This window comes from Pandoraea anhela (assembly GCF_902459655.1).
GTDB classification, from domain to species: Bacteria; Pseudomonadota; Gammaproteobacteria; order Burkholderiales; family Burkholderiaceae; genus Pandoraea; species Pandoraea anhela.
In genome coordinates, this window is the sequence record NZ_CABPSB010000023.1 from 1 (window position 1) to 21,198 (window position 21,198).

General features: G+C 64.2%; 25 protein-coding genes. 18 read left to right on the forward strand and 7 right to left on the reverse strand.

Features of this window, described 5'->3' with window-relative positions:
- On the reverse strand, nucleotides 1-98 hold a 98-nt coding region (locus tag PAN31108_RS27045), incomplete at its 3' end, for a hypothetical protein (RefSeq protein WP_150671024.1).
- Nucleotides 99-534: 436 nt separating this feature from the next.
- Between PAN31108_RS27045 and PAN31108_RS22665 the strand changes: the two genes are divergently transcribed.
- The 11 genes from PAN31108_RS22665 to PAN31108_RS22710 all read left to right on the forward strand — a co-directional run bounded on the left by PAN31108_RS22665 (nucleotide 535) and on the right by PAN31108_RS22710 (nucleotide 9,239).
- Nucleotides 535-1,011, forward strand: coding sequence for an NUDIX hydrolase (locus tag PAN31108_RS22665; RefSeq protein ID WP_150671025.1), 477 nt, complete (start codon nucleotides 535-537; stop codon nucleotides 1,009-1,011).
- The gene (mnmA, locus tag PAN31108_RS22670) at nucleotides 1,008-2,201 is read left to right on the forward strand and encodes a tRNA 2-thiouridine(34) synthase MnmA (protein WP_246184098.1); all 1,194 of its coding nucleotides are present in this window, start codon (nucleotides 1,008-1,010) and stop codon (nucleotides 2,199-2,201) included. The genes PAN31108_RS22665 and mnmA overlap by 4 nt, the downstream gene beginning before the upstream one ends.
- 75 nt (nucleotides 2,202-2,276) lie before the next feature.
- Nucleotides 2,277-3,878: an FMN-binding glutamate synthase family protein gene (locus PAN31108_RS22675; RefSeq protein ID WP_150671026.1), complete on the forward strand. Its 1,602-nt coding sequence runs from the start codon at nucleotides 2,277-2,279 to the stop codon at nucleotides 3,876-3,878.
- A 227-nt stretch (nucleotides 3,879-4,105) separates the two neighbouring features.
- Nucleotides 4,106-4,906, forward strand: coding sequence for a helix-turn-helix transcriptional regulator (locus PAN31108_RS22680; protein WP_246184099.1), 801 nt, complete (start codon nucleotides 4,106-4,108; stop codon nucleotides 4,904-4,906).
- A complete protein-coding gene (locus tag PAN31108_RS22685) occupies nucleotides 4,903-5,121 on the forward strand; it encodes an EscF/YscF/HrpA family type III secretion system needle major subunit (protein WP_150671027.1) in 219 nt (72 codons plus the stop codon). Before PAN31108_RS22680 ends, PAN31108_RS22685 begins: the two co-directional genes overlap by 4 nt.
- A gap of 5 nt (nucleotides 5,122-5,126) precedes the next feature.
- Nucleotides 5,127-5,603, forward strand: a complete 477-nt coding sequence (locus tag PAN31108_RS27210) for a DUF1039 domain-containing protein (protein ID WP_370819718.1) — start codon at nucleotides 5,127-5,129, stop codon at nucleotides 5,601-5,603.
- Nucleotides 5,600-5,983, forward strand: coding sequence for a type III secretion system inner rod subunit SctI (gene sctI / locus PAN31108_RS22695; protein ID WP_150671029.1), 384 nt, complete (start codon nucleotides 5,600-5,602; stop codon nucleotides 5,981-5,983). The genes PAN31108_RS27210 and sctI overlap by 4 nt, the downstream gene beginning before the upstream one ends.
- Nucleotides 5,984-6,012: 29 nt before the next feature.
- Nucleotides 6,013-6,801: a type III secretion system inner membrane ring lipoprotein SctJ gene (gene sctJ, locus PAN31108_RS22700; RefSeq protein ID WP_150671030.1), complete on the forward strand. Its 789-nt coding sequence runs from the start codon at nucleotides 6,013-6,015 to the stop codon at nucleotides 6,799-6,801.
- Nucleotides 6,798-7,439, forward strand: coding sequence for a type III secretion system domain-containing protein (locus tag PAN31108_RS22705; protein WP_217426350.1), 642 nt, complete (start codon nucleotides 6,798-6,800; stop codon nucleotides 7,437-7,439). The genes sctJ and PAN31108_RS22705 overlap by 4 nt, the downstream gene beginning before the upstream one ends.
- The gene (locus PAN31108_RS26500; protein WP_174995110.1) at nucleotides 7,415-8,104 is read left to right on the forward strand and encodes a hypothetical protein; all 690 of its coding nucleotides are present in this window, start codon (nucleotides 7,415-7,417) and stop codon (nucleotides 8,102-8,104) included. Before PAN31108_RS22705 ends, PAN31108_RS26500 begins: the two co-directional genes overlap by 25 nt.
- Nucleotides 8,097-9,239 carry a TyeA family type III secretion system gatekeeper subunit gene (locus PAN31108_RS22710; protein ID WP_174995111.1) on the forward strand — a complete coding sequence of 381 codons (1,143 nt, stop codon included), beginning with the start codon at nucleotides 8,097-8,099 and terminating at the stop codon, nucleotides 9,237-9,239. Before PAN31108_RS26500 ends, PAN31108_RS22710 begins: the two co-directional genes overlap by 8 nt.
- Nucleotides 9,240-9,425: 186 nt before the next feature.
- Here PAN31108_RS22710 and PAN31108_RS22715 read toward each other — a convergent pair whose 3' ends face one another.
- From PAN31108_RS22715 to PAN31108_RS22735, 6 genes are all read right to left on the reverse strand, one after another.
- A complete protein-coding gene (locus PAN31108_RS22715; protein WP_150671033.1) occupies nucleotides 9,426-9,839 on the reverse strand; it encodes an InvB/SpaK family type III secretion system chaperone in 414 nt (137 codons plus the stop codon).
- Nucleotides 9,840-10,078: 239 nt separating this feature from the next.
- Nucleotides 10,079-10,318: an EscE/YscE/SsaE family type III secretion system needle protein co-chaperone gene (locus tag PAN31108_RS22720; protein ID WP_174995112.1), complete on the reverse strand. Its 240-nt coding sequence runs from the start codon at nucleotides 10,316-10,318 to the stop codon at nucleotides 10,079-10,081.
- Nucleotides 10,293-11,648 (reverse strand): type III secretion system inner membrane ring subunit SctD, encoded by a 1,356-nt coding sequence (gene sctD / locus PAN31108_RS22725; RefSeq protein ID WP_150671035.1) that lies wholly within the window; start codon nucleotides 11,646-11,648, stop codon nucleotides 10,293-10,295. Before sctD ends, PAN31108_RS22720 begins: the two co-directional genes overlap by 26 nt.
- A 2-nt stretch (nucleotides 11,649-11,650) precedes the next feature.
- A complete protein-coding gene (locus tag PAN31108_RS26640) occupies nucleotides 11,651-11,950 on the reverse strand; it encodes a secretin GspD/PilQ domain-containing protein (RefSeq protein ID WP_217426351.1) in 300 nt (99 codons plus the stop codon).
- The gene (gene sctC / locus PAN31108_RS22730; protein ID WP_217426352.1) at nucleotides 11,950-13,251 is read right to left on the reverse strand and encodes a type III secretion system outer membrane ring subunit SctC; all 1,302 of its coding nucleotides are present in this window, start codon (nucleotides 13,249-13,251) and stop codon (nucleotides 11,950-11,952) included. Before sctC ends, PAN31108_RS26640 begins: the two co-directional genes overlap by 1 nt.
- Nucleotides 13,252-13,343: 92 nt before the next feature.
- On the reverse strand, nucleotides 13,344-13,886 hold the full coding sequence (locus PAN31108_RS22735) for a hypothetical protein (protein WP_150671036.1): 543 nt from the start codon (nucleotides 13,884-13,886) through the stop codon (nucleotides 13,344-13,346).
- 378 nt (nucleotides 13,887-14,264) lie between these two features.
- On the opposite strand from PAN31108_RS22735, the gene PAN31108_RS22740 reads away from it, so the two are divergent.
- The 7 genes from PAN31108_RS22740 (at nucleotide 14,265) to PAN31108_RS22770 (ending at nucleotide 21,119) form a co-directional block, all read left to right on the forward strand.
- Nucleotides 14,265-14,924: a two component system response regulator gene (locus PAN31108_RS22740; RefSeq protein ID WP_150671037.1), complete on the forward strand. Its 660-nt coding sequence runs from the start codon at nucleotides 14,265-14,267 to the stop codon at nucleotides 14,922-14,924.
- A gap of 181 nt (nucleotides 14,925-15,105) precedes the next feature.
- Nucleotides 15,106-15,495, forward strand: coding sequence for a hypothetical protein (locus PAN31108_RS22745; RefSeq protein WP_150671038.1), 390 nt, complete (start codon nucleotides 15,106-15,108; stop codon nucleotides 15,493-15,495).
- On the forward strand, nucleotides 15,492-17,561 hold the full coding sequence (gene sctV / locus PAN31108_RS22750) for a type III secretion system export apparatus subunit SctV (RefSeq protein ID WP_150671039.1): 2,070 nt from the start codon (nucleotides 15,492-15,494) through the stop codon (nucleotides 17,559-17,561). The genes PAN31108_RS22745 and sctV overlap by 4 nt, the downstream gene beginning before the upstream one ends.
- 1 nt (nucleotide 17,562) lies before the next feature.
- On the forward strand, nucleotides 17,563-18,954 hold the full coding sequence (locus tag PAN31108_RS22755) for a FliI/YscN family ATPase (RefSeq protein ID WP_150671040.1): 1,392 nt from the start codon (nucleotides 17,563-17,565) through the stop codon (nucleotides 18,952-18,954).
- Complete coding sequence (locus PAN31108_RS22760) at nucleotides 18,930-19,340, forward strand: hypothetical protein (protein ID WP_150671041.1); 411 nt, start codon at nucleotides 18,930-18,932, stop codon at nucleotides 19,338-19,340. Before PAN31108_RS22755 ends, PAN31108_RS22760 begins: the two co-directional genes overlap by 25 nt.
- A gap of 71 nt (nucleotides 19,341-19,411) precedes the next feature.
- Complete coding sequence (locus PAN31108_RS22765) at nucleotides 19,412-19,867, forward strand: hypothetical protein (RefSeq protein ID WP_150671042.1); 456 nt, start codon at nucleotides 19,412-19,414, stop codon at nucleotides 19,865-19,867.
- Nucleotides 19,857-21,119: a type III secretion system protein SepQ gene (locus PAN31108_RS22770; protein WP_150671043.1), complete on the forward strand. Its 1,263-nt coding sequence runs from the start codon at nucleotides 19,857-19,859 to the stop codon at nucleotides 21,117-21,119. The genes PAN31108_RS22765 and PAN31108_RS22770 overlap by 11 nt, the downstream gene beginning before the upstream one ends.
- Nucleotides 21,120-21,198 lie beyond the last annotated feature (79 nt).

Genomic DNA, 21,198 nt, shown 5'->3' on the forward strand with positions numbered 1-21,198 from the left:
ATCTGATGTCCCGACGCGACCAGCTTCTTGACCGTCTCGGGCGTCGCCGCGACACGGGATTCGCCGGCGAGCGTTTCGGCGGGGATGCCGATTTTCATTGCCTATCTCCTTGGGTTTGTGAACTGATCTCATCAGAGGCCAAAACCAAGCGCCACGAACGATGGCCAAGGAGCCGCAGCGTCTGCGCTGCCGGGGCAGACGCACTACCTGTTTCGCCGCTGATGACATTAGTCCTGCACAAACCACTGCATTCGAACTTCTGCAAAAACCGGTGATGCGGTACTGCAACTGCACATTGCTGGTGCTGGAAGCTTACCCGAAGATGACAAACGCGCCTATTGCGCGAAACGGCATATGAATATGAGCCCTTGGGTATGCCTCGGCGAGGCGTACGCAAGAATTCGCTGTCGGCGCTGTCGGTGCCCCGACCGACCGGTCGGTCGTGAAAGTGGCCGTCTCCAGCGCCAAACCCCGTCAGACGGTAAAATGACGCTTTTATCGGGGTAATCTCCCCGCGTCCCGCAAGGATGTGCCATGAATGCACGCTGGAAGCCCAACGTGACGGTTGCAGCGGTCGTCGAACGCGACGGCCGTTTTCTGTTTGTCGAAGAGCAAAAGCGCGCAGGCCTGCTGATCAACCAACCGGCCGGTCATCTGGAGCCGGGCGAGTCGATCCTCGATGCCGTACGCCGCGAAGTGCTCGAAGAAACGGCGCATACGTTCGAACCGCAGCATCTGCTCGGCATCTATCTCGCTCCGGGACCGGAAGACATCGTCTACCTGCGGTTCACCTTCACCGGTGTGCTGGGCGAGTTGGATGCGTCGCGCACGCTCGACGACGGCATCGTCGGCACCCTCTGGCTGACCCCCGAGGAAGTCCGCGCTCAACGCACGCGGCACCGCTCGCCCATCCTTGAGCGCTGCATGGACGATTACCTGCGAGGGGTGCGGTACGACCTCGACATACTTCAGACCCATCCGGCGCTGACCGGGGGGCAGGGCAACACATGAGTCAAAAACGCGTAGTAGTGGGCATGTCGGGCGGCGTCGATTCGTCGGTCACGGCGTGGCTTCTCAAACAACAAGGCTACGACGTCGTCGGTCTGTTCATGAAGAACTGGGAAGACGATGACGACAGCGAATATTGTTCGACCCGGCAGGACTGGATCGACGTGGTGTCGGTCGCCGACCTGATCGGCATCGATGTCGAAGCGGTGAACTTCGCCGCCGAGTACAAAGACCGCGTCTTCGCAGAGTTTCTGCGCGAATACTCGGCCGGGCGCACGCCCAACCCGGACGTGCTGTGCAACGCCGAGATCAAGTTCAAGGCGTTCCTCGATCATGCCGTGGCGCTGGGCGGCGAGACCATCGCGACCGGTCACTATGCGCGCGTGCGCGAGCGGGACGGGCGCTTCGAATTGCTCAAGGCGTTCGATCACACGAAAGACCAGAGCTACTTCCTGCACCGCCTGAACCAGAAACAACTCTCGCGTACGATGTTCCCGCTGGGCGACATGCCGAAGACGAAGGTTCGCGAAATCGCCGCGCAGATCGGTCTGCCGAACGCGAAGAAGAAGGACTCGACGGGGATTTGCTTCATCGGCGAACGGCCGTTCCGCGACTTCCTCAACCGCTACCTGCCGACCCATCCGGGGCCCATGAAGACGCCGGACGGCGCCGTCGTGGGCGAGCACGTCGGCCTGGCGTTCTACACGCTCGGGCAGCGCAAGGGCATTGGTCTCGGCGGCAGTCGCGACGGCTCCGGCGAGCCGTGGTTCGTCGCCCGTAAAGACATGGCGAGCAATACGCTGTATGTCGTTCAGGGACACGATCACCCGTGGCTGCTCTCGGGCACGCTCGATGCCGAAGACCTCTCGTGGGTCGCGGGTGAGCCGCCTGCCGAGGGCACGCGCTGCGGCGCGAAGACCCGCTACCGTCAGGCCGACGCCGCGTGCGAAGTCGTGCGCGCCGGGGCCGGTGTGCTCACACTGTCGTTCTCCGACGCGCAATGGGCCGTCACGCCGGGCCAGTCGGCCGTGCTGTACGACGGCGAGGTGTGCCTGGGCGGCGGCATCATCGCGTCCACCACGCCTGCCGTCTCGGGCGCGCACGAGGGCACGGGCGACGCCCTCACCCAAGCCGCTGACAAAGCAACTGGCAAGGCGACTGCCTCGAAACACATCATCCTCAATACGCATTGAAGCCGCCGGCGCTCGCCGGGGAGACACCCGGCAGCGTGCCGGTGCGTGTCCCCCCGCAAAAGCCTAGGAGGTTTCATGTTTTCGCGCCGATTTCTGGCTCTCTGGATCGCCGTGGCGTTGCTCGTTGCAACGCTCATGCTGGTGCTCGCCGACGGATGGCATCCGCTCTGGCCGATACCGTTCGCTGCGTTGGTCGCCCTCGGGGTCTGGGATGTCGTGCAGCAGCGTCACGCCGTGCTGCGCAATTACCCGCTATGGGGGCACTTGCGGTTCCTGTTCGAATTCATCCGCCCGGAAATCCGCCAGTATTTCGTGGAGGACGACACCTCCGAGACACCGTTCTCGCGCGCACAGCGCAGCATCGTCTATCAACGCGCGAAGGGCGACGTCGACAGCCGCCCGTTCGGCACCGAAGTCGACGTCAGGGCCACCGGCTACGAATGGATCGCCCATTCGCTCGCCCCGACCGTGCTCAAGGACCACGACTTTCGCATCACCATCGGGCCCGACCGGGCGCAGCCGTATTCGGCCTCGATCTTCAACATCTCCGCGATGAGCTTCGGCGCGTTGTCGGCCAATGCGATCCGCGCGCTCAATCGCGGCGCCAGACTCGGCAACTTCATTCACGACACCGGCGAAGGCTCGATCTCCCCGCATCATCGTGAGCAGGGCGGCGATCTGATCTGGGAAGTGGCGTCGGGCTACTTCGGTTGTCGCAACGACGACGGCACGTTCAGCGCCGAGAAATTCGCTGCGCAGGCCACCACGCCGCAAGTGAAAATGATCGAAGTGAAGCTTTCGCAGGGGGCGAAGCCGGGGCATGGCGGTGTGCTGCCCGCCGCAAAGATCACGCCGGAAATCTCCGCGACGCGCGGTGTGCCGATGGGGCAGGACTGCATCTCGCCGTCGCGCCACAGCGAGTTCTCCACACCGTTGGGCCTGTTGCAATTCGTCGACAAGCTGCGCACGCTCTCGGGAGGAAAGCCGACCGGCTTCAAGCTGTGCATCGGACATCCGTGGGAATTCTTCGGCATCGTGAAGGCGATGCTCGAGAGCGGCATCCTGCCCGACTTCATTGTGGTCGACGGCTCGGAGGGCGGCACAGGCGCCGCACCGCTGGAGTTCACCGACCACGTGGGCACGCCGTTGCAGGAAGGGCTGCTGCTCGTGCACAACACGCTCGTGGGCGCAGGGTTGCGCGACAAGATCCGCGTCGGCGCGTCGGGCAAGATCGTCACCGCCTTCGACATCGCGCGCACGCTCGCGATCGGCGCCGACTGGTGCAACTCGGCGCGTGGCTTCATGTTCGCTATCGGTTGTATTCAGTCGCAGAAGTGCCATACGGACCGTTGCCCGACGGGGGTGGCTACGCAAGATGCGTTGCGTCAGCGCGCGCTCGTGGTGCCCGACAAGGCGCAGCGCGTGCATCAGTTCCACGCCCATACGTTGCATGCCTTGCGGGAATTGATTCAGGCGGCGGGGTTGTCGCATCCGTCGGATCTGCGGGCGCACCACATCGTCAAACGGGTGTCGTCCAATGAGATTCGTCTCATGTCCGATTCGCTCAAGTACCTGGCGCCGGGCGATTTGCTGCGCGGCCAGTTCCGCTACCAGTTGTACGAAAAGTACTGGCCGCTGGCGCGGGCCGACAGTTTCTCCCCCGCTGCCGTCGTCTGACCGGACCCGGGCGATACCGCCGGATTCCTGTCCGGACAAAAAACCCGACGCAATGTGGCGTCGGGTTTTTTTGGGTTCCCGATAGTTTTCTTCCCAAATACCAAAAGCGCAGCCTGTGGCGACTCACATTAAGGTGTCCACCGGATGATGCTCGCGCGCGTACTCGCCTATCGTGTGGGCTTCGACTTTGTCATCCCGCCGACGGATTGTCGTCAGAGGAGGAGCCTATGAGTACGGTGCGATTTCTGATCAGCCGCCACGACGTCAAACTCAATGTGAACGGCCTTGTGCATGCGTTGCCTGCGGGCAGCATGACCGCAACCAGTTCGGATGCGACGATCGAAGCCCACGGGCCAGTGGTGTCTCACGATTTTCATGCCTGCGACTTGCAGGCGCTGTATCCGGACGTCGTCGATCTGCTCGACCGTCGTCCGCTGGGTGTCTTCCACCGTCAGGCGGCGCGCACGCTGATTCTCGAGCCGACGATGGTGGATGTGGCCATGACATTGCAGAACGTCGACCGAATGGCGATGCTGCGTTTCTTCTACGTCTATTGTTTGTGCCGCGATCAGCGCTATTTCTCGGCGATGCTGCGGCAGACGATCGCGGGCAGTCATTCGCTGTTCGACTTCGTCGAGGCGAATTTTCACCGGCCATGGCCCGTGGGGCGTCTCGCGGAGGAGTTCGGCATGCCACTGCGCAAATTTCGTTACCTTTTCCAGCAGACGTACGGCATGCCGGCCAAGCAGTGGTTGTTGGAGCGACGGTTGCGGCTGGCGCGCGATCTGTTGCTCTCAACGCGTCACAAGGTGCTCGATATCGCGCTGGAGTGCGGTTTCACCAATCACGCCCACTTCACCGATACGTTTCGCAAGCGTTTCGATTGCGCGCCGACGGAGATCCGTCTGGGCACGCCACCGCAGCGCGGCGGTCGCCGCGTTGCGATGCCGCGCGCCGATGCTTACGCGGCGATGCGTGCCGATCTGGTGGCAGGGCACGGCGCGATTACCGATGCGGGGGTGCTATGAACGTCGAGGAAATCCATCGGGGTATGGGGGAGAGTGTGCGGCGCATGTCGGACGAAGCGTCGCAGGCGGTGCGTACGGAGGGCACCAACGATGCCCGGCACATGCTCGACGTGCAGTTCAAGTTGCAGCAGTTCGCGACGGCGATCGGGCTGCACAGTGCGGCCATCAAGCTCATCAAGGACACGTTGATGGGCATCATCGCCAAGATCGCGTGATGACGATGCAATCGGTGTCGTCGCTCCCTTCGTTAGCGGATCGTCCGGAAGATGTCGTCACGCCGTGGCTCGACCACGCGGTTCGCCAGTGCATTGTCGAACTCGCACTCGCCGGCGCGCATCATGGCATGAAAGCCGAAGCGAGGGTGATTCTTCGGGCGCTTCCGTCTCTGGTGCCGCAGCGTGAGGCGCGTCAGTGCCTGAATGCAGCGTTGCTCATCGCCCTGGGCGACACGTCGGCGGCACGGGATTGCCTTGCGGAACTCGTCGCACGTGGCGAGACCGATGTGCCTACGGCCAACGTGCTACGACACTGGCTCGACGCCACGGACGCGGTGCAATCACGGCCTGGCGCCGCTTTATCTTCGCCAGCGTCGCCATCATCGCCATCATTGTCGTCTGCATCGTTTCCCCCTACTCCCACTACTCCGACTACTCCTCCTACTTCTTCTCCTCCCTCTCTTTTGGTTCCCTCGTCATGACGACTGCCTTCGTTCCTTCCCTCGCCTCCCCATCTTCGGTGCGCTCACCCACCGCGACTGCTGAGACGTCGGCAAAAGTCGCGTCCACGGCATCCAGCGCGTTGGGCGGGACCGATATCGATGCCGCTCGCTTCGAACAGGCATTGGCGAACGCGCCGTCGTTGCCCGAACATCAGTTGCTCAGCGCGGCGGGCAAACTCGCTGGCAATACGGAGCATCTCGCGCAGCGGGTTGCGCTGGACGAGCGAACGCTCGACGATCCGACGCAAATGCTCGCCGCACAGCGAGAGATAAGCGAGCGCGTTCTAGCGCTGGAGATCGTCGCCAAGGTGGCCGGCGCGACGACCCAGGGGGTGAACAAGCTGGTTCATATGCAATGACCCGAAGCAGGCATATCGCAGATTTCATCATGGCGATTTTCCACGGACGTATGCATGGCCGAGGCTGGCTCGTTTGCGTCGTCTTGCTCATGCTCGCCGGCTGCAAGGTCGAATTGCATCGTGCATTGAGCGAGACCGAAGCGAATCAGATGCTGGCGCTGTTGCTCGTCTCGGGGCTTCAGGCCGACAAACGTGCCGATACGGCGGGCATTACCGTTCGCATCGAACGCAGCGATTTCGTGCGCGGGGTCGAAGTACTTCGTCAGCACGGCTTGCCGCGTCAGAAGCGGGCGTCGGTCGAAGACGTGTTCCCGCCGGGTCAACTCGTCAGCTCTCCGGTGCAGGAGCAGGCGAAACTCATCTTTCTCAAGGAGCAACGGCTGGAGCGCATGCTGGCGGCGCTCGACGGCGTGATGGTCGCGGAAGTGTCGATCGCGCAGGTGCCGACCGACTCGGCGGGGCGCGCGACGCTGCCACCGGGCGTTGCCGTCTTCGTCAAGTACAGCCCCGAGATCAATATGGTGCAGCGTATGACGGATATCCGCAGTCTGGTGCACGACAGCGTGCCCGGCGTGTCGCCCGAGCGTATCAGCATCGTGTTGCAGCCCGCCGACTATCGGCTGCCGCGTGCGGCGATCGAGGCCGGCGCCGGTGTGCAGGCGGATAGCACAGGGGGTGAGAGACAGTGGCGACCGTGGCTGGGATGGGGCATGTTTGCCGGCGCAGTGGCGGTGCTCGGATTTGCCGGCGTCGTGACCTGGCGACGAAGGGAGGTTTGGATCGCACGCCTTCGTCGGCGTGTCATGAGGACATCGTGATCGCAAGCACGCGACTGGCCTGTCTGATCTGGCAACCCGGCTTGCATATGGACGACGGGTGGTGGGACGTGTTGGGACTCTCGGCGTGGAAGGCGGCTTACCGTCGACATCCCGCGTGTCGTTTGCACGTCGATCGACTGTTGATCGAGCGGCGCGGATGGCCCTCTGTCGCCCGGACGCGGGGCTGCGTGCCGGCCGAAAGCGATGTGGCGAACACCATCCTGAATCTGCTACCCAACCTGCGTCGCGTGGCATTGGCCTATGGCTTGCGTTGGCTGGGCTGCCCGGACTATCTGCTGCTCGGCACTTATCGCCGCGCGCTCTCGCGCTGGCTCGACGCGTGGCAATGCGATCGCTTGTTGCTGATGCGCCGTGACTGGCCGTCGAGTCCCGAGTTTCCGTCCGAGTCGATCGCTTCGGCCGCGTTGGCGGTAACCGGTGCTTGTCTCGACGCCGCGTCGCTCGCGTCCCCGATATCCGATAGCGATGCCGTCACTGCGCACATGGCGGCGCGAATCTTGTTGCCGCCGCCGGACAACGCGCCGACGCTGCCGTCCGATTTGCCCGTCGTAGACGACATCTGGCCGCGTCTTGCGGCGTTGGAGAGGATGCTATGTATGTCATCGACTATGCACTGACACCGATGGAAACGATTGCTGGCCCCGCACCGGCAGGGCCGGTGGTCTCCGGCGATACGCTCACTCGCTTGCGTGAAGAGGCCGGTTTGCGCGTTCGTTGGATGGAGGCGGCACGCGCCGAGCGCGAAGCTGCGCAGGCGGCACTCGAACAGGCACGGCGCGAGATTGACGCACAACGCAGTGCGTGGCAGGAAGCGGCGCAGGCGCGGATAAAAGCGGAGGCGGCCGCGATGGCCGAATCCGCGCGGCAGGCAGCTGTCGCACAGACAGTGCAATGGCTCGTGGATGAGGCGTCGATGGAGCGTGAGATCGTGCGCTCGCTGGAGCGACGGGTGGCCGACGTGCTGACCGGGGCATTGAAGAATTTCGTCGACAAACTCGATGTCGGCGAGCGTTTCGCTCATCGCGTGGGACAAGCCTTGCCGGGTCTCGTGCGCGAAGGGGCGCTGCTCATGCGGGTGGCGCCGGCCCAGCACGACGCGATCGCCAATGCGCTGCGCGACGCCGATATCGTCCTGCCATGCTCACCGGACGCGACGCTCACCGACCGTCAGGCGCGTATCGAAAGCGAGTGGGTCACGGTATGTCTCGATCTGGATGCGGATCTGGCTGCGGTCATCGAGCGACTGCGTGTCGGTCCGAGTCTGGAGGTGGCCTATGGTTGAGCGCCTGCCGGCATCCGCGAATGCGCGCGTTCAGACACCTCAGGAGAACAAGGCCCGGGCTCGCATTCTGGCCGACGAATGGCAGGGGCTCGAAGCGGATGCTCAGTCGTCTCGGGGAACGCTCTCGGAGGTTCCCGGTCATGTCGCGCTGATCGAGGCCACCATCGCGCAGAACGAGGAGGCGGCGTTCGCCGAGTCGCAGGAGAACCTCAGCTTTGCTTTGGGGGTGCGCTTCCGACGTCCCGGCGAGCGGGACGTGCGGGACGACAAGCAGCGCGCGCGAGCGCTGTTCGAGCAGCAGATGCATCGGTTGGCGCGTGTGAATAGCGCACAGTTCGAGAAACTGCGCAGTCAACTTCGCGACCTGCCGTTCGTCCCCGATCCTCAGCAACTCATTCGACAGGCACAGATGTCCCCGGGACATGCCGCGCTGGTCGTCGCCGCGTGGCTGGCGGACGGTGGGCTGGATGCGGGCACGCGCGCGCGATTGCGACGGACGCTCGATGCGTTGACGGCGTCCGATACGTGGAGCATCGAGGCATTCGCAGCGCTCGAATGCGGCGACGGAAAGTCGCCGGGAACGGCATTGATGCAGCAGCTAAAATCGTTGTTTCGTCAGTCGCAGGGGCCGCACAGAACGCTGACGCAGTGGTTCGAAGCGTGTCGTCGGTTGCCGCAGCGTCACGCGCGATTGCGGGTGCTCATGCAGGCGCTCGGGCTGGAGTTGGGGGCGAAGCACGCGGATGCCGACGTCGATACGCAGCGTCTGAGCGCGGTCGTCGACGACCTGCGACGTGTCGTGCTGTTTCTGACACTGGAGTCTGCCTGCGAGCAATCGGCGCATGCCTTGCGCGCAGCGGGCATGCGGGCGTTCGAGACGGACGCCATGATTGCCGAGATGCTCACGCTGCTCGACCAGTCATGGGTCGGCGCCGACTGGCTCGCACAGCGGGCGGCGTATCTGGGAATGGCGAGCGTCGATGTCAGATATGCCTTTGCGCGAGGCCTCACGCAACTGATCAAGTCGGCTCATGAGGGGTGTTTTCGTGACGAAACACAACGGGAAACGCTGGAAGAGGCGCTCGATGTCTGGCGCACCGACCTCGCGCAGGAAAGTGATGCCGCCGCCGGATGACCCGGGGGCATATCGGCAGATGGGCAGATGGGCCGGTGTTGACGGGTTTCTGCGGCGTGTCGGTGGATGTCGGTGGATTATCTGTGGAGTGTCGGCGGTGGGTGTGCAGACGGGGATAGGCAGTTGTCGGCGGGGGTGGGCGGCGGGGGCCAATGCAATTGGCGCATGAACCATGCGCCATGCAAATCAGGCCCGCAAGTGTTCCCGGCAGAGCTTGATACGGTCGTAGAAATCGGTGAGCGCCTGCGCGAAGGGTTCTGCTTCTGCTGCGGCGTCTTCCTTGACCTGTGCGTGGAGAATCAGACGGTTGTCGCGCTCACGCAACTGCACGTGCCCGGTGACCGCCCATTCCGCAGGCTCGATCAGGAACTGGAGCAGCCGCTCGCTGTTCGCTCTGTGCAGACGCGCAGCTTCGTCGGTGGCTACCACGGCGTGAATGCTGCACACCTGATTATCGAGCGTTTCCACAATGATGCTCGGTGAAGCGTTGAACGTCAGTTCGATGGGCGAGTGATTATCGACGGCGTCGATCTTGCTGGGGTCACAGCCGATCAACTTCAGGGCTTCGACGAGTGTTTGCGCTAGATCGTAACTGGGCATGATAAGCGTTGAGAGTGGAAGAAGTCGATGACGCGCCCCGTGCGGGCGTCATGGGGCAAAGCAGGAATGCGAGCCGCGCGACCGGGGGACGATGGAGAAGGTTCCCACGATCAGTCTCCCGGGACTTTGGTCGCGCGTACCGCGTTGTCGCTTCCGGGCACCTGCGCACCATGCCGTCGGCTGTGTTCGGCGTGGGTGTCTGCATCGCGCGTGTCGCGCAGCTTCTGATTGGCGATTTCTTACGGCGCTTTTCCATACGATGTGCTATAGCGGCGCGTAATACTTTCAAGAATCGCTCCGGCTGCGCAGACCGCCTGCTTCTGCGCGAGCGCCTGAGCGTGTTGCGCAGGCGTGAGTGGCGCCCGAAGCGCGGTGTCGAGCGTTTTGCTTGCGGCATCGAGTTGAGCGCCGACATCGCGGGATATCGCGTGAGGCGACGCGGCAAGCGCGTCTTCAATCCGGGTCAGATGAATCGTCATGTTGGGTCTCCGGTGTGAGAGGCAGATAAAAAAGCCTGTCATGCGCGGCGATCGACACACCATCCGGATGGATCGCAAGGATACGCGTGCCGCCAGGCAGGCGAACGCCTTGCGCCAGGCGGGTGCCATCCGCAAGGGTGATCTGGGGCGCCCCGGGCGAGCCGCCGATGCTGACCAGCGGTGCGGAGAAGCCTGTCTCGCCCAACGTCGGGATGGGGGGCGGCAGTGGCTCGATACGCAGCGGCATGGCATGGCCCGTCAGATTCCACGCATTGGCAATGCCTCTGAGCGACGCCTGACGTCCCGCAGATAGCGCGCCGGTCAGCCGCCATCCATTGCGGTCGCGTGAAATGTCGACACCCCGCAACTGCCCTGCTTCGCGTAACGTCTTCACCAGTCGGTCGAAACTGCCTGCCGTCCCATCGGCAACGCGCCAGCCATGGGGTAGTGCGAGTGCATCGAGTGCATCCGAGGCGGCGCGCCAGCGCGCATCGGCGACGAGCGGTCCGCTCACGAGCAGCGCACCGTCGGCAGCGACGCTCACCTGTGCGTGACCGAAACCATGCATGCGCAGTAGGGTGCTCACCGTCTGCACGGCACTTTGCGCGCACCATGTGTCGTCGCTCAGCGCTTTTCCCAGCCAGCGCGCCTCGGCGCGTAACCGTGCACGTGCGTTGTCGTCGATGCAGCCGCCGGACAGTCGCACCGCGTTGCCAGTCGTACTCAGAACGACATTGGGGGCGATGTGCTTGGCCAACGCCTTGAGCGCATCGGGTTGAGGAGGTCGGGAAATCACGTTGGCAGTGCCTGTTCGCCACATCGCAACGCCGGCGCCTGCGATCAGCAGGGATAGCCCCGTGACTGCCAGCCAGGCGGCAGGAGAGCGGCGCTCGTTGTGGTTTCGGCGATGGCCTGTGGGCAGGTGACTTGTCCCGGCGTTCGCGCAAGGCGTTTGCGCGTCATGTCTCGCCGGCCGTCTGGGCAGTGGCGCAGGCAGTGCCTGACTGCCGTCGCTCAGCCACAGTCCGAGGCCGGCAAGATCGATGACGGTATGCAGGGGAAGGCGCGAGGTTTGACGTGCGTCGTTCGTCTCGTCCACTTGATCCACTTCATTCGCGTCATTCGCTTCGGCAAGCGGCAAACCCCCCGCCCAGACCGGCATGCGTGTGACGAGACGTACCTGATTGCCGTCGACATGCAATACGGCTTGTCCGTCGTGTTCGAGCGTCATCGCAATGTCGGCGTCGCCATTGCCGATGGTGAGCCGGCCCGGCGGTAGCGGCATCGGGCGCCCGGCGAGCGGGCCGTCGAGGAGCGTCAGTGTCAGCATCGTCAGGCGCTCGGTAGTGCGGCCGCGGGCTCGGCCTTGATCAGAAACAGACGCATGACGCTGTCGTTGCGGTTGCTTGTGGAGCTAAACAATCGTCCGATGAGCGGCAGGTCGCCCAGCAACGGAATCTTGCGCTCATGTTCATGCTGCGCGTCCTGCACAAAACCGCCGAGGAGTAGCGATTGCCCCGCTTGCAGCGTGGCGTGCGTCGAAATCGAGGAGTTGCGAATCGTCGGGACTTCGTTGCGGACATTGCGATCGCTGCGGACCTCCCCGCCGTCCTCGATGTTGAGTGTGAGCATCACCTGCTCATGTCCGTCCGGTCCTCCCCGCTTTCGTTCGGCACGAGGCGTGGCGTGACCCGCAGTAAGGACCCCGACGTGACGCTTTCGAGCTTCGCGACCTTTTCGCCCGAAACTTTCGTATAGAAGGTCACGCTGCGATCGAGTACGGCCTGCATGTTGTCGAGCGTAACGATGGACGGGCGCGATAGCACCCGCGCCTTGGAGTTGCGCTCCAGTGCGCTCAGATTGAGCATGAACTTGTTGGTATCCCCGACCAGCGTCGTGAAGGTGCCCGAGTCGCCATCGCCGGCGTGGCCTCCCTGCCCGTTGAGCGACACGCTGCCGAAGCCGCCGAGACGCGCGCTGCCGGAGATGTCGACGCCCAGTTCGGCGATGTCGCTGGCGTTCACATCGATGATGGCGACCGAGATGTCGACCAGACGCGGACGGACATCGAGCTGGGCGATGAGATCCCCGTAGATCGGCAGGTTGCGGCGGCGCTCGCGCACGATGACGGCGTTGCGGCGAGGGTCTGCGGAGAAACGGGGGGTGCCGTTTTGCGTAACGCTGGAGACGGCGATTTCGGTCGAGGTCGTCGCGCCCCCCGGCACCCCCTGTGCATGCGTGCCCGTCGATGTGGCGACGAGCGGCCCGGCCCCCAGAATCAGATCCTTCAGTACGCTGACTACGCCCGGGACGACGACTTCCTGCCCGCGATAAAAGTACCTCGTGTCGTCCGCTGTTGCGAATTTCAGGGGAAATATCTTGATGGTCTCTTCGCTCTCCTGCCGGTCGCGCGCGTCGCGCTCGACATATTCCGCGAGCATGGAGACGGTCTCGATGCACGCAGGAACACCGGCAATTTCGAGGGCATGTGTTGCCGGAATCGCCCGTGCGACGCAGTGTTGCGGGTGGAGGACACCAGCATCGCGCAGGTGCCCGAGAAGGTCGCCGGGGGAGGCGTAACGCAGGGGCATCACGCGGCGAGTCGCTTCGCTCGCTTTATAGATGTTGAGCGTCTGCCCGTTGAAGTACCACGAAAGCCGATAACGTTCCGAGAGTGCATCCAGCGTGGCTTGCGCGGCGCCCGCAGGCAAGGTGCCGATGAATCGATCGTCCACCTGCGGGCTGACGACCGTGGGAATGCCATGATGCGCACCGAAGTCGCGCAATAGTTCCGCGAGCGGTGTTCCGGCGCTCTGGAAGACGAAGGGTCCGCCACGCCACATCGGCACGGCCTGAGAAGTTGCCGTGTTCGTCGGGGCCGGCTGCGCCGCGTCGGCTGTTCCCGTGGCGAGTCCGATCGCCGTCAGGGCCATCACGCATATCGCGGCGAGCCGCACGATCCATGAGACGCGGCAAGGCGTGGGCCACGCGTGGCGGGGGCAATAGCTGGGTGCGTGCCGCATGGTCAACCGTGCCGCAGCGAATGAGGAGGCCGCGCCGTGCCGGCCGCACCGGCGTTGTTCGCCATACGGGTGTGATCTGCGGTCGGCGTCGTGGAGGCGGCCATCGTGCCGGAGGCCTCGGCACCTTGCGACGACAGCATCTCACAGGCAAGCAGTTGGCGACGAAGCTGCACCTCGACCTGCGCCGCGCAGATGTCGGTGTCGAAGCGGTGAACCCACCAGACGGTTTCGTTCGCGATGCACAAGCTGTCGTCGCGCAACTCGGTCTGTCCGGCGAGCACGAGCGAGATGCGTGCGAGCCAGCGCACGAGGGAAGCGTCGCCCGTGTCATCCGCTGCCAAGGCCGCAATAAGCGGTTCTGTCGTAAGCGGCTGTGCCGGCGACGCCTGACGTCTGGGAAGTTCCACTGCCGTTGCCACGCAGTAGCCACCGACGGCCCGGCACGTCCAACCGCGTTTGCCGCCGAGGTCGAGCAGGGTGCGCGCACCGTGAACGTCGCGTGGGGCAATCCAGTCGAGAGCGGCAAGCGCAAATGGCAAACGCATAGGTATCTGTCGGAGGTGGCGCACAAGGCACCGGGGAAGAATGGCGGACGTGTTCCGGCAGGGCGCGCCGCCCACGTTGCGACGGTCGGAGACAGTGACGACGGCGCCAACGTTGCCGACGCATGCGCACAGGCCGTCGTGCTTGCCGTTGTGGACCGTCAGGCATCGCGAACAAGGACCGTCATTATCAAGCGCTGTGTCGTGAACGCCATCCGGCGCAGACCTGAAGTCGTTGCCGAATCTTGAGATTTGCGGTGTTTTCCTATGTCGCGTATCAGGTGAAGGCACAAGATTCGCCCGGCTTGCCCAAAGTCGAAAGAGAGTGAACAAAAATCCGCATGAGTGCTAACGATTAACTGAACTGTCGAGGAGCTGCGAATGACGGGGTGTATGGGTGTCATCGTTGTCGAGGACCACGAGTTGCTGGCCGATGGGCTTTGCCGTTTGATTGAAGACGAACTCGGAGGATGTGTGCTGGCAAGAGTCGAAAACGGGCTCGATGTGTACCGAGCCTGTGTCATGCACCGGCCGGCCTTGATGGTGCTGGATCTGGGCTTGCCCGGTATGGACGGCATCGATGTGATCCGGCAGTGCATTCAGCGTTGGCCGGCATTGCGGATCGTCGTGCATTCCGCGAGCGACGACGGCGAACGGGCGCGTCAGTCGCTCGAAGCGGGGGCGGGGGCGTTCGTGTTGAAAAGCAGTTCGCGCGACACGTTGATCAACGCAGTGGGCGTCGTCATGCGCGGCGAGCGCTTTGTCGATCCGGCAGTGTTCGGCATCGTACACGACCCGACCGGCGCGCCGCCGACGCTGGATCCGTGCACCGTCGAGGTCCCGGAGAAGCTGCTGACGCTGCGCGAGCGCCAGGTGCTGAAGCTGGTGGCGGAAGGGCAACGTAACCGGGACATCGCGCAACTGCTGTCGATCAGCGTGAAGACGGTGGAGACGCATCGCCTGAACATGATGCGGAAGCTCGACGCGCACAACGTTGCCGACATCGTGCGATGGGCGCATCGGTTGCGCATGATGATCTGATACGCAAGCCGAACATTGTCGGATCGCCGGTACGAGTAATCGTCCGAATGCCCGAAGAGAATTTCAGGTCTGCGCCGGATAGCCGATCTCGAAGCGAATGGGAGACCATCTTCGCTCCTGTTTTCAGAATGCTCTCCGCGCTTTGCGTATCGTGCAAGCGCTCTCCCGACGCACGGCATCGATGGACACCCAGACCCAGCGCAAGCTCGAACAGCTTTTCGAATTGTTGGCATTGCCGCCGCAACGCGTTATGCCGCGAATGCGTGTGTCGCTTGCGCCGTGCGTGTTGATGACGGACGTGGATATGCATGGCGTCACGCTGGCGGTAACGTTGATGCAGCGCGCCGTACGTGCACAGCGATGGTTGCCCCTGCTCTTGCAGACCTGTGTGCCCGAATGGAGTCTGGGCATTCCGGTGCGCGCCTGTGTCGCGCAGGGACGTCCGATGTTGATCGCCACGCCACCTGCGAGCGCCGATTCGCAGGTCGTCGAGTGGTTTTCGTGTCTGACCCGCATGCGCCGGCTGCTCGAACGTATCGACGCGCAGCAACAACGGGAGGTGCGTTCATGACGTATGTGCTGACATGGCTGCGCGCTGCTGCCGGGCGTCAGGACATCGTGCTTGCCGCATTGCTGCTCGTGACGGTGCTGATGATCATCATTCCGATGCCGCCGTCGGTGATGGATCTGCTCATCGCGCTCAATCTCGGCGTATCGCTGCTGCTTCTCATGGTGGCGCTCTACATCAACGAACCGCTGGATTTTTCCGCCTTCCCTTCTGTCCTGCTGATGACGACGCTGTTCCGGCTCGGGCTGACGATCAGCACGAGCCGGTTGATCCTGCTGCATGCGGATGCCGGCGACATCGTCTACACCTTCGGCGACTTCGCGGCCGGGGGGAACATCGTCGTCGGCATGATCGTATTTCTGATCATCACCATCGTCAATTTCATCGTGATCACGAAGGGCTCGGAGCGTGTTGCCGAGGTCGGTGCAAGGTTCTCGCTCGACGGCATGCCGGGCAAACAGATGAGCATCGACGGCGATCTGCGCGCGGGCACCATCGATGCTGCCGAGGCGAAGCGTCTGCGACGTGTCGTCCAGAAAGAGAGTCAGTTCTACGGCGCAATGGACGGCGCGATGAAGTTCGTGAAGGGCGACGCTATCGCCGGGCTCGTCATCATCGTCGTGAACTTGCTCGGAGGCATTGGTGTCGGCGTGTTCATGCGTGGGATGAGCGCAGGGGATGCCGCGGCGATCTACGCGATTCTGTCCATCGGCGACGGATTGGTGTCACAAATTCCCGCATTGCTGATCGCCGTGACGGCCGGGATCATCGTGACGCGTGTGCCGGGGGAGCAGCGTCGGAATCTGGCGCGCGAGCTCACCGACCAGTTGGCAGCGCAGCCGCGCTCGCTGATGTTGGCCGCCGTTGTGCTCGTGCTGTTCGGCCTGATTCCCGGTTTCCCGATGCATTACTTCTTCTTGCTCGGTGTGCTGGCGGGCGGGGCTGCATGGTGGGTCGGGCGGGTTGCGGGAGACGGCAGGAGCGCGAAGGACGCCGGCAAACCCGGGGCCGGCGCGGCCAGACCGGGGCGGCCGGGTGCGCAACCGCTGCTGGCGCGAGTCGGGGTGGCGCTGGCCGATGCCAGTGGTGGCCTTCCCACGATTACCGAGCGCATCGATGCCTTGCGAAACCAGAAGTTCGAGCACTTCGGCGTGCCGATGCCTGAGGTCGAAGTGGTCGTCGATACCGCGCTGCCGGGCGTTGCGCTGGACGTCCAGTTGTATCACGAGAGTGTGCTGACGATCGACGTCGTGCCGGACGCTGCGCTGGCACATCACGACGCTGCGCATCCGGTGGTGGCGCTGCGTAGCCTTGTGGCCGGTGCGCCGCGAGAGACGCCATTGGGGTTCGGCGGGCAGCCGCTGTTCTGGCTCGACGACGTGCAGCGCGCCGAGTGGGCGGACCGGGGCGGCCGGGTGATCGATGGGGCGGATCGCATAGCGCATTGCGTGTCGCTGGTGATCGACGCTCACGCCGCCGATTTCCTCGGCGTTCAGGAGGCGCGCTTCCTGATGGATGCGATGGAGGATCGCTACGGCGAACTCGTCAAGGAATTGCAGCGGCAGTTGCCCATCAGCCGCACGGCGGAAGTCTTGCAACGCCTTGTCGCCGAGGGCGTATCGATTCGCGACTTGCGGCGCGTGTTCGAGGCGCTGATCGAGTGGGCGCCACGCGAGCGCGATCAGATCATGCTGACGGAGTACGTGCGGCTGAGTCTGCGCCGCCACATCATCCGGCGTTTTCGCAGGGGCACGGAGCATATCACCGGATGGAACGTGGGGCGGGGTATCGAGGACGTGGTACGTGCAGCGGTTCGGCAGACCTCATCGGGTTCTTACGCCGACCTGAATCCGGCGCAAACGGATGCCATCCTGAATGCCATCGACGGAGCGCTCAACGCTCACGACGGCACCCCTGCCGTGCTGTTCACGGCCATGGACGTGCGGCGATTCGTTCGAAAACTGATCGAGCGTGAGCGGGCGGACTTGCCGGTACTGTCGTTTCAGGAAGTCGCCGACGAACCGCATGTGCGCGTGCTCGGCACCATCGACGTACAGGGAGCGTTCTGACATGCGACGCCCCGACGCCTTGCGAATCGCCAACGGACTGCGTCGCACGCTGGACGCCCAGCGAAAGTCGTGCGAAGACCTGCGCCGGGGCGCGCGCCGCGAGGTGCGCTATGGCCGCATCGACAAGATCACGCCGAACGCCATGCGCGCGCGTTTGCCCGGTGCGGCGCTCGGCGAGCGGTGCCGCGTGGTGTCGCCCGCGCTGGAGGCCGAGGTCATCGCCGTCGAAGGCCGACACGTCTGGCTGGCGCCTTACGCGGAACCGAATGGCGTGGCCAATGGGGCGTTGGTGCAGGCTTTGGGGACGGCGTCGCGTGTGGCGGTGGGCAGTCATCTGATTGGCCAGGTGCTCGATGGGCTGGGTCGTCCATTGGGGGCTAGCGCTTCGCAGGCCGATGCCGGGGCGTCGCTCGTGTCCGACAACGCAGATACGTTGGAAGTCGAGTGGCGAGCGCTGGAGGCCGAGCCACCGCCGGCGATGCGTCGGGCGCTGGTGTCCGCATGCCTGCCCATCGGCATTCGCGCCATCGACGGCATGCTGACCTGCGGGCGCGGTCAGCGTTTGGGTATTTTCGCCGCGGCGGGCGGCGGCAAGAGCACCTTGCTCGCCATGATGTGCCAGGGCGCGGGGGCCGACGTCATCGTGCTGGCGCTGATCGGCGAACGCGGCCGCGAGGTGCGGGAGTTCATCGAACAGGCGCTAACGCCGCAAGCCCGGGCGCGGACCGTGTGCGTCGTGGCCACGTCCGACCGTCCCGCGCTGGAGCGAATGAAGGCTGCCTATACGGCCACCGCGATTGCCGAGGCGTTTCGTGACGAGGGGAAAGACGTACTGTTGCTGATGGATTCCCTCACGCGCTTCGGACGTGCGGTGCGCGACATCGGCATGGCGGCTGGCGAGCCTCTCGGCGCGACGAGCGGACTGCCCCCCAGCTTTTACGCGCGCCTGCCCAGGTTGCTCGAGCGCGCAGGCACGGGAGAGCGCGGCAGCATCACGGCGTTCTACACGGTGCTCGTCGAAGGTGACAACCTCGACGAACCGCTGGCCGACGAAGTGCGCTCGATCGTCGACGGTCATATCGTGTTGTCGCGGCGATTGGCGCAGGAAAACCACTATCCCGCCATCGACGTGTCGAGAAGTCTTTCCCGTGTGATGTCTCAAGTGGCAGACCCGCGACACGTGGCGTGTGCGGCACGCGTCAGGCGAGCGATGGCACTTGCGGCGGACGTGGAGTTGCTGGTGCGTGTCGGCGAGTATCAGTCCGGCAACGATCCCGATACCGATGACGCGCTTGCGCGGGCGCCCGATATCCGCGCATTCCTTTGCCAGGCGCAGCACGACGTGGCGCCCTTCGACGATACCCTCTCATGGCTGGAACATCTCGCGAATTGAAGGACCGTGACGGCATCGCTGCGCTGGCGATGCTCGCACGACGTCGGGAGCGAGGCATGCGCGCCGCGTTGGCGCGTCTGGCGGTGGCGCTGCGTGACGCCGAGACTGCGGTCGACGCTTGCGAGCGTGAGCGCGATGCGCAGCATCGCACGTGGCTGGACGCATTGACGCAAGGCGGTGTCTACGGACCTCGCGAAGCGGCGGGCGCGTCGCACTCGGTGGAGCAGGAGCGGGTGTCGCTGAATGAGGCGAAGGCGCGCCATCTCCGGGCGCTGGAGCATGCGCGACAGGCCCGGGCACATTGGCTCGAGCAGCAGCAACGATTACGGGACAACGCGCGCAAACAGGAGAAGCTGCGTGAACTACTCACGTGCTACCGCGCTTGAACCGTCGACGCCTGTCGATGCGAGACGCATTTCAACGGTTGCCCATCCCTTGCCATCAGGAGGAATACAAGATGAGTACGATCCGCCGCAGTGGCCTTTCACTCGATGCATTCGGCAGTCGGGCCGACCGATCGCCTTCGCATCTGACACATCGAAGCGACACCTCAACTCGCCGGTTCGGGCGCGATGAAGCGCGGAGCGAGCGGGCCTTTACGCTGGCGAGCGAATCGACGGCGCGAGTTGCCGGGCCGGTCGATATTCTCCGCTGGCTGCGGGTTTGGCATGAAAGACAGGAAGCCAGCTGGGAGGGGGGGAGCGTGTTGCGCGTCATGGTGCACGGTGGTGCGCTCGATGCACTGGTGGTCGAAGCGCGACGCGGCCGCCAGGGCATTACCGTGAGCCTGCTGTGTGTCCAACTCGCTATGTATCGGCGTCTGCTGGCGCACCGTGGATCGTTGTCCCGCACGTTGACCTCACGTCTGGCCCTCCCTGTCACCATCGAAGTCGAGGCGCGCTATGTCCCCTGAGACGGATGTCGGTTCGGGAATCGTGCGTGGGGCGTCGATCGTCGCCGGATCGCTTGACGATGTACTGGCAGGTCATGGGTGCCTGACATTTGCCGAGGGGGATATCGAGGTGCGTGTCGGGTGGCTGCGCATCGGCGGCGAAGGGCTTGTCGTGACGGCGCATGTCGATGACGGCGTGGCAGGCGAAGTGCGCTTTTGGTGCGACGCGCAGCAGTGGATCGAATGGCTTTCGCCGAGCTTGCCGGTGCCGTCGTGGGATGCCTTGCCGCCCGCGTGGCAAGCCAGCGCCGCATCGCTCACCTTCGCGACGCAAAGCCCGGAGGAGGGCACATCGGATGCCGAGTCATCCCTCGCGCCGTGGCCTCGCGGGGTATCGGTCATGCGCGAGCGTGTCGAGACGACATGGCGGATGGGCATGGTGCTCCGTCGCGGAGGACGCCAGTTGGCGTTGCCGTATCTCGATGGCATGACCTCGTGGTTGCAGGCGCGCTGTCGTCATGCCTCGCCGTGCGAGGGGCCGCTCGATCCAAGCGGTTTTCCCGAGCGCCGGTGCGTCATGGCGGTGGGATGGGCGGCGCTGCCCGCGTCGATGTGCGACGGCCTTCTCGATGGCGGCGCCGTATTGCTCGACGTCGCCGCCGACGTCACTTCCGGAGAGTACTGGCTCATCGATGGCGACGATGCCATCGCCATGCGCGACGGACAGCCTGCCGGGCGCCATGTCGTCGCACTCGACACGGCCGGTGAAAGTATTCGCCAAGCGGGGGCGCCGGGATGTATCCGGCTGGTTGCGGTCATCGCCGAAAGGCAAGTTCCCGTGCCCTGGCTGACGGCGTGGCGCAACGGTCAGATCACGCCACCGCCGCCGACGACGCACAGCGCGCTGACGGTAAGCCGCCTGGCACTTTGGCGAGACGGCGTTCCCTGGACGGATGGCTGTCTGCTGCGTTTCGGAGACGGACGCCTCGCTGTAAAAATCGATCACACGCCTGAGCCCCCGACTGACGCGACGAGTCGCTCCGATTCGACGAGGGAGGTGAATGCGATAGATGCGACAAGTGCGACGGCCGAGACAAAGGCAACGCATGCAACGAATGCAACGCATGCGATGAGCGCAACGTGTCCGGTAGGCCCGGAAGGGCAGTCGGAATCAGTGAGCGCTGTGAATACGACGAATTTAGCGAAGCCTCCCAGCGATCCCGACGCCATTTCGGGTCGTGACCCGATGGGCATGTATTCCGCAACGTCCTAACATTCCCGGAGCCGTTTCGCGGGGCATTGCGTCTGGCCAGCGGTCGTCGTGCAGGGGCATCGCGCACGGTTTCCGCGCG

Excerpts from the sequence above, each read along its gene's own strand:
- PAN31108_RS22665 (WP_150671025.1), top strand. The coding sequence starts at position 535 with ATGAATGCACGCTGGAAGCCCAACGTGACGGTTGCAGCGGTCGTCGAA.
- mnmA (WP_246184098.1), top strand. The coding sequence starts at position 1,008 with ATGAGTCAAAAACGCGTAGTAGTGGGCATGTCGGGCGGCGTCGATTCG.
- PAN31108_RS22675 (WP_150671026.1), top strand. The coding sequence starts at position 2,277 with ATGTTTTCGCGCCGATTTCTGGCTCTCTGGATCGCCGTGGCGTTGCTC.
- PAN31108_RS22680 (WP_246184099.1), top strand. The coding sequence starts at position 4,106 with ATGAGTACGGTGCGATTTCTGATCAGCCGCCACGACGTCAAACTCAAT.
- PAN31108_RS22685 (WP_150671027.1), top strand. The coding sequence starts at position 4,903 with ATGAACGTCGAGGAAATCCATCGGGGTATGGGGGAGAGTGTGCGGCGC.
- PAN31108_RS27210 (WP_370819718.1), top strand. The coding sequence starts at position 5,127 with ATGCAATCGGTGTCGTCGCTCCCTTCGTTAGCGGATCGTCCGGAAGAT.
- sctI (WP_150671029.1), top strand. The coding sequence starts at position 5,600 with ATGACGACTGCCTTCGTTCCTTCCCTCGCCTCCCCATCTTCGGTGCGC.
- sctJ (WP_150671030.1), top strand. The coding sequence starts at position 6,013 with ATGGCGATTTTCCACGGACGTATGCATGGCCGAGGCTGGCTCGTTTGC.
- PAN31108_RS26500 (WP_174995110.1), top strand. The coding sequence starts at position 7,415 with ATGTATGTCATCGACTATGCACTGACACCGATGGAAACGATTGCTGGC.
- PAN31108_RS22710 (WP_174995111.1), top strand. The coding sequence starts at position 8,097 with ATGGTTGAGCGCCTGCCGGCATCCGCGAATGCGCGCGTTCAGACACCT.
- PAN31108_RS22715 (WP_150671033.1), bottom strand. The coding sequence starts at position 9,839 with ATGCCCAGTTACGATCTAGCGCAAACACTCGTCGAAGCCCTGAAGTTG.
- PAN31108_RS22720 (WP_174995112.1), bottom strand. The coding sequence starts at position 10,318 with ATGACGATTCATCTGACCCGGATTGAAGACGCGCTTGCCGCGTCGCCT.
- sctD (WP_150671035.1), bottom strand. The coding sequence starts at position 11,648 with ATGCTGACACTGACGCTCCTCGACGGCCCGCTCGCCGGGCGCCCGATG.
- PAN31108_RS26640 (WP_217426351.1), bottom strand. The coding sequence starts at position 11,950 with ATGCTCACACTCAACATCGAGGACGGCGGGGAGGTCCGCAGCGATCGC.
- sctC (WP_217426352.1), bottom strand. The coding sequence starts at position 13,251 with ATGGCCCTGACGGCGATCGGACTCGCCACGGGAACAGCCGACGCGGCG.
- PAN31108_RS22735 (WP_150671036.1), bottom strand. The coding sequence starts at position 13,886 with ATGCGTTTGCCATTTGCGCTTGCCGCTCTCGACTGGATTGCCCCACGC.
- PAN31108_RS22740 (WP_150671037.1), top strand. The coding sequence starts at position 14,265 with ATGACGGGGTGTATGGGTGTCATCGTTGTCGAGGACCACGAGTTGCTG.
- PAN31108_RS22745 (WP_150671038.1), top strand. The coding sequence starts at position 15,106 with ATGGACACCCAGACCCAGCGCAAGCTCGAACAGCTTTTCGAATTGTTG.
- sctV (WP_150671039.1), top strand. The coding sequence starts at position 15,492 with ATGACGTATGTGCTGACATGGCTGCGCGCTGCTGCCGGGCGTCAGGAC.
- PAN31108_RS22755 (WP_150671040.1), top strand. The coding sequence starts at position 17,563 with ATGCGACGCCCCGACGCCTTGCGAATCGCCAACGGACTGCGTCGCACG.
- PAN31108_RS22760 (WP_150671041.1), top strand. The coding sequence starts at position 18,930 with ATGGCTGGAACATCTCGCGAATTGAAGGACCGTGACGGCATCGCTGCG.
- PAN31108_RS22765 (WP_150671042.1), top strand. The coding sequence starts at position 19,412 with ATGAGTACGATCCGCCGCAGTGGCCTTTCACTCGATGCATTCGGCAGT.
- PAN31108_RS22770 (WP_150671043.1), top strand. The coding sequence starts at position 19,857 with ATGTCCCCTGAGACGGATGTCGGTTCGGGAATCGTGCGTGGGGCGTCG.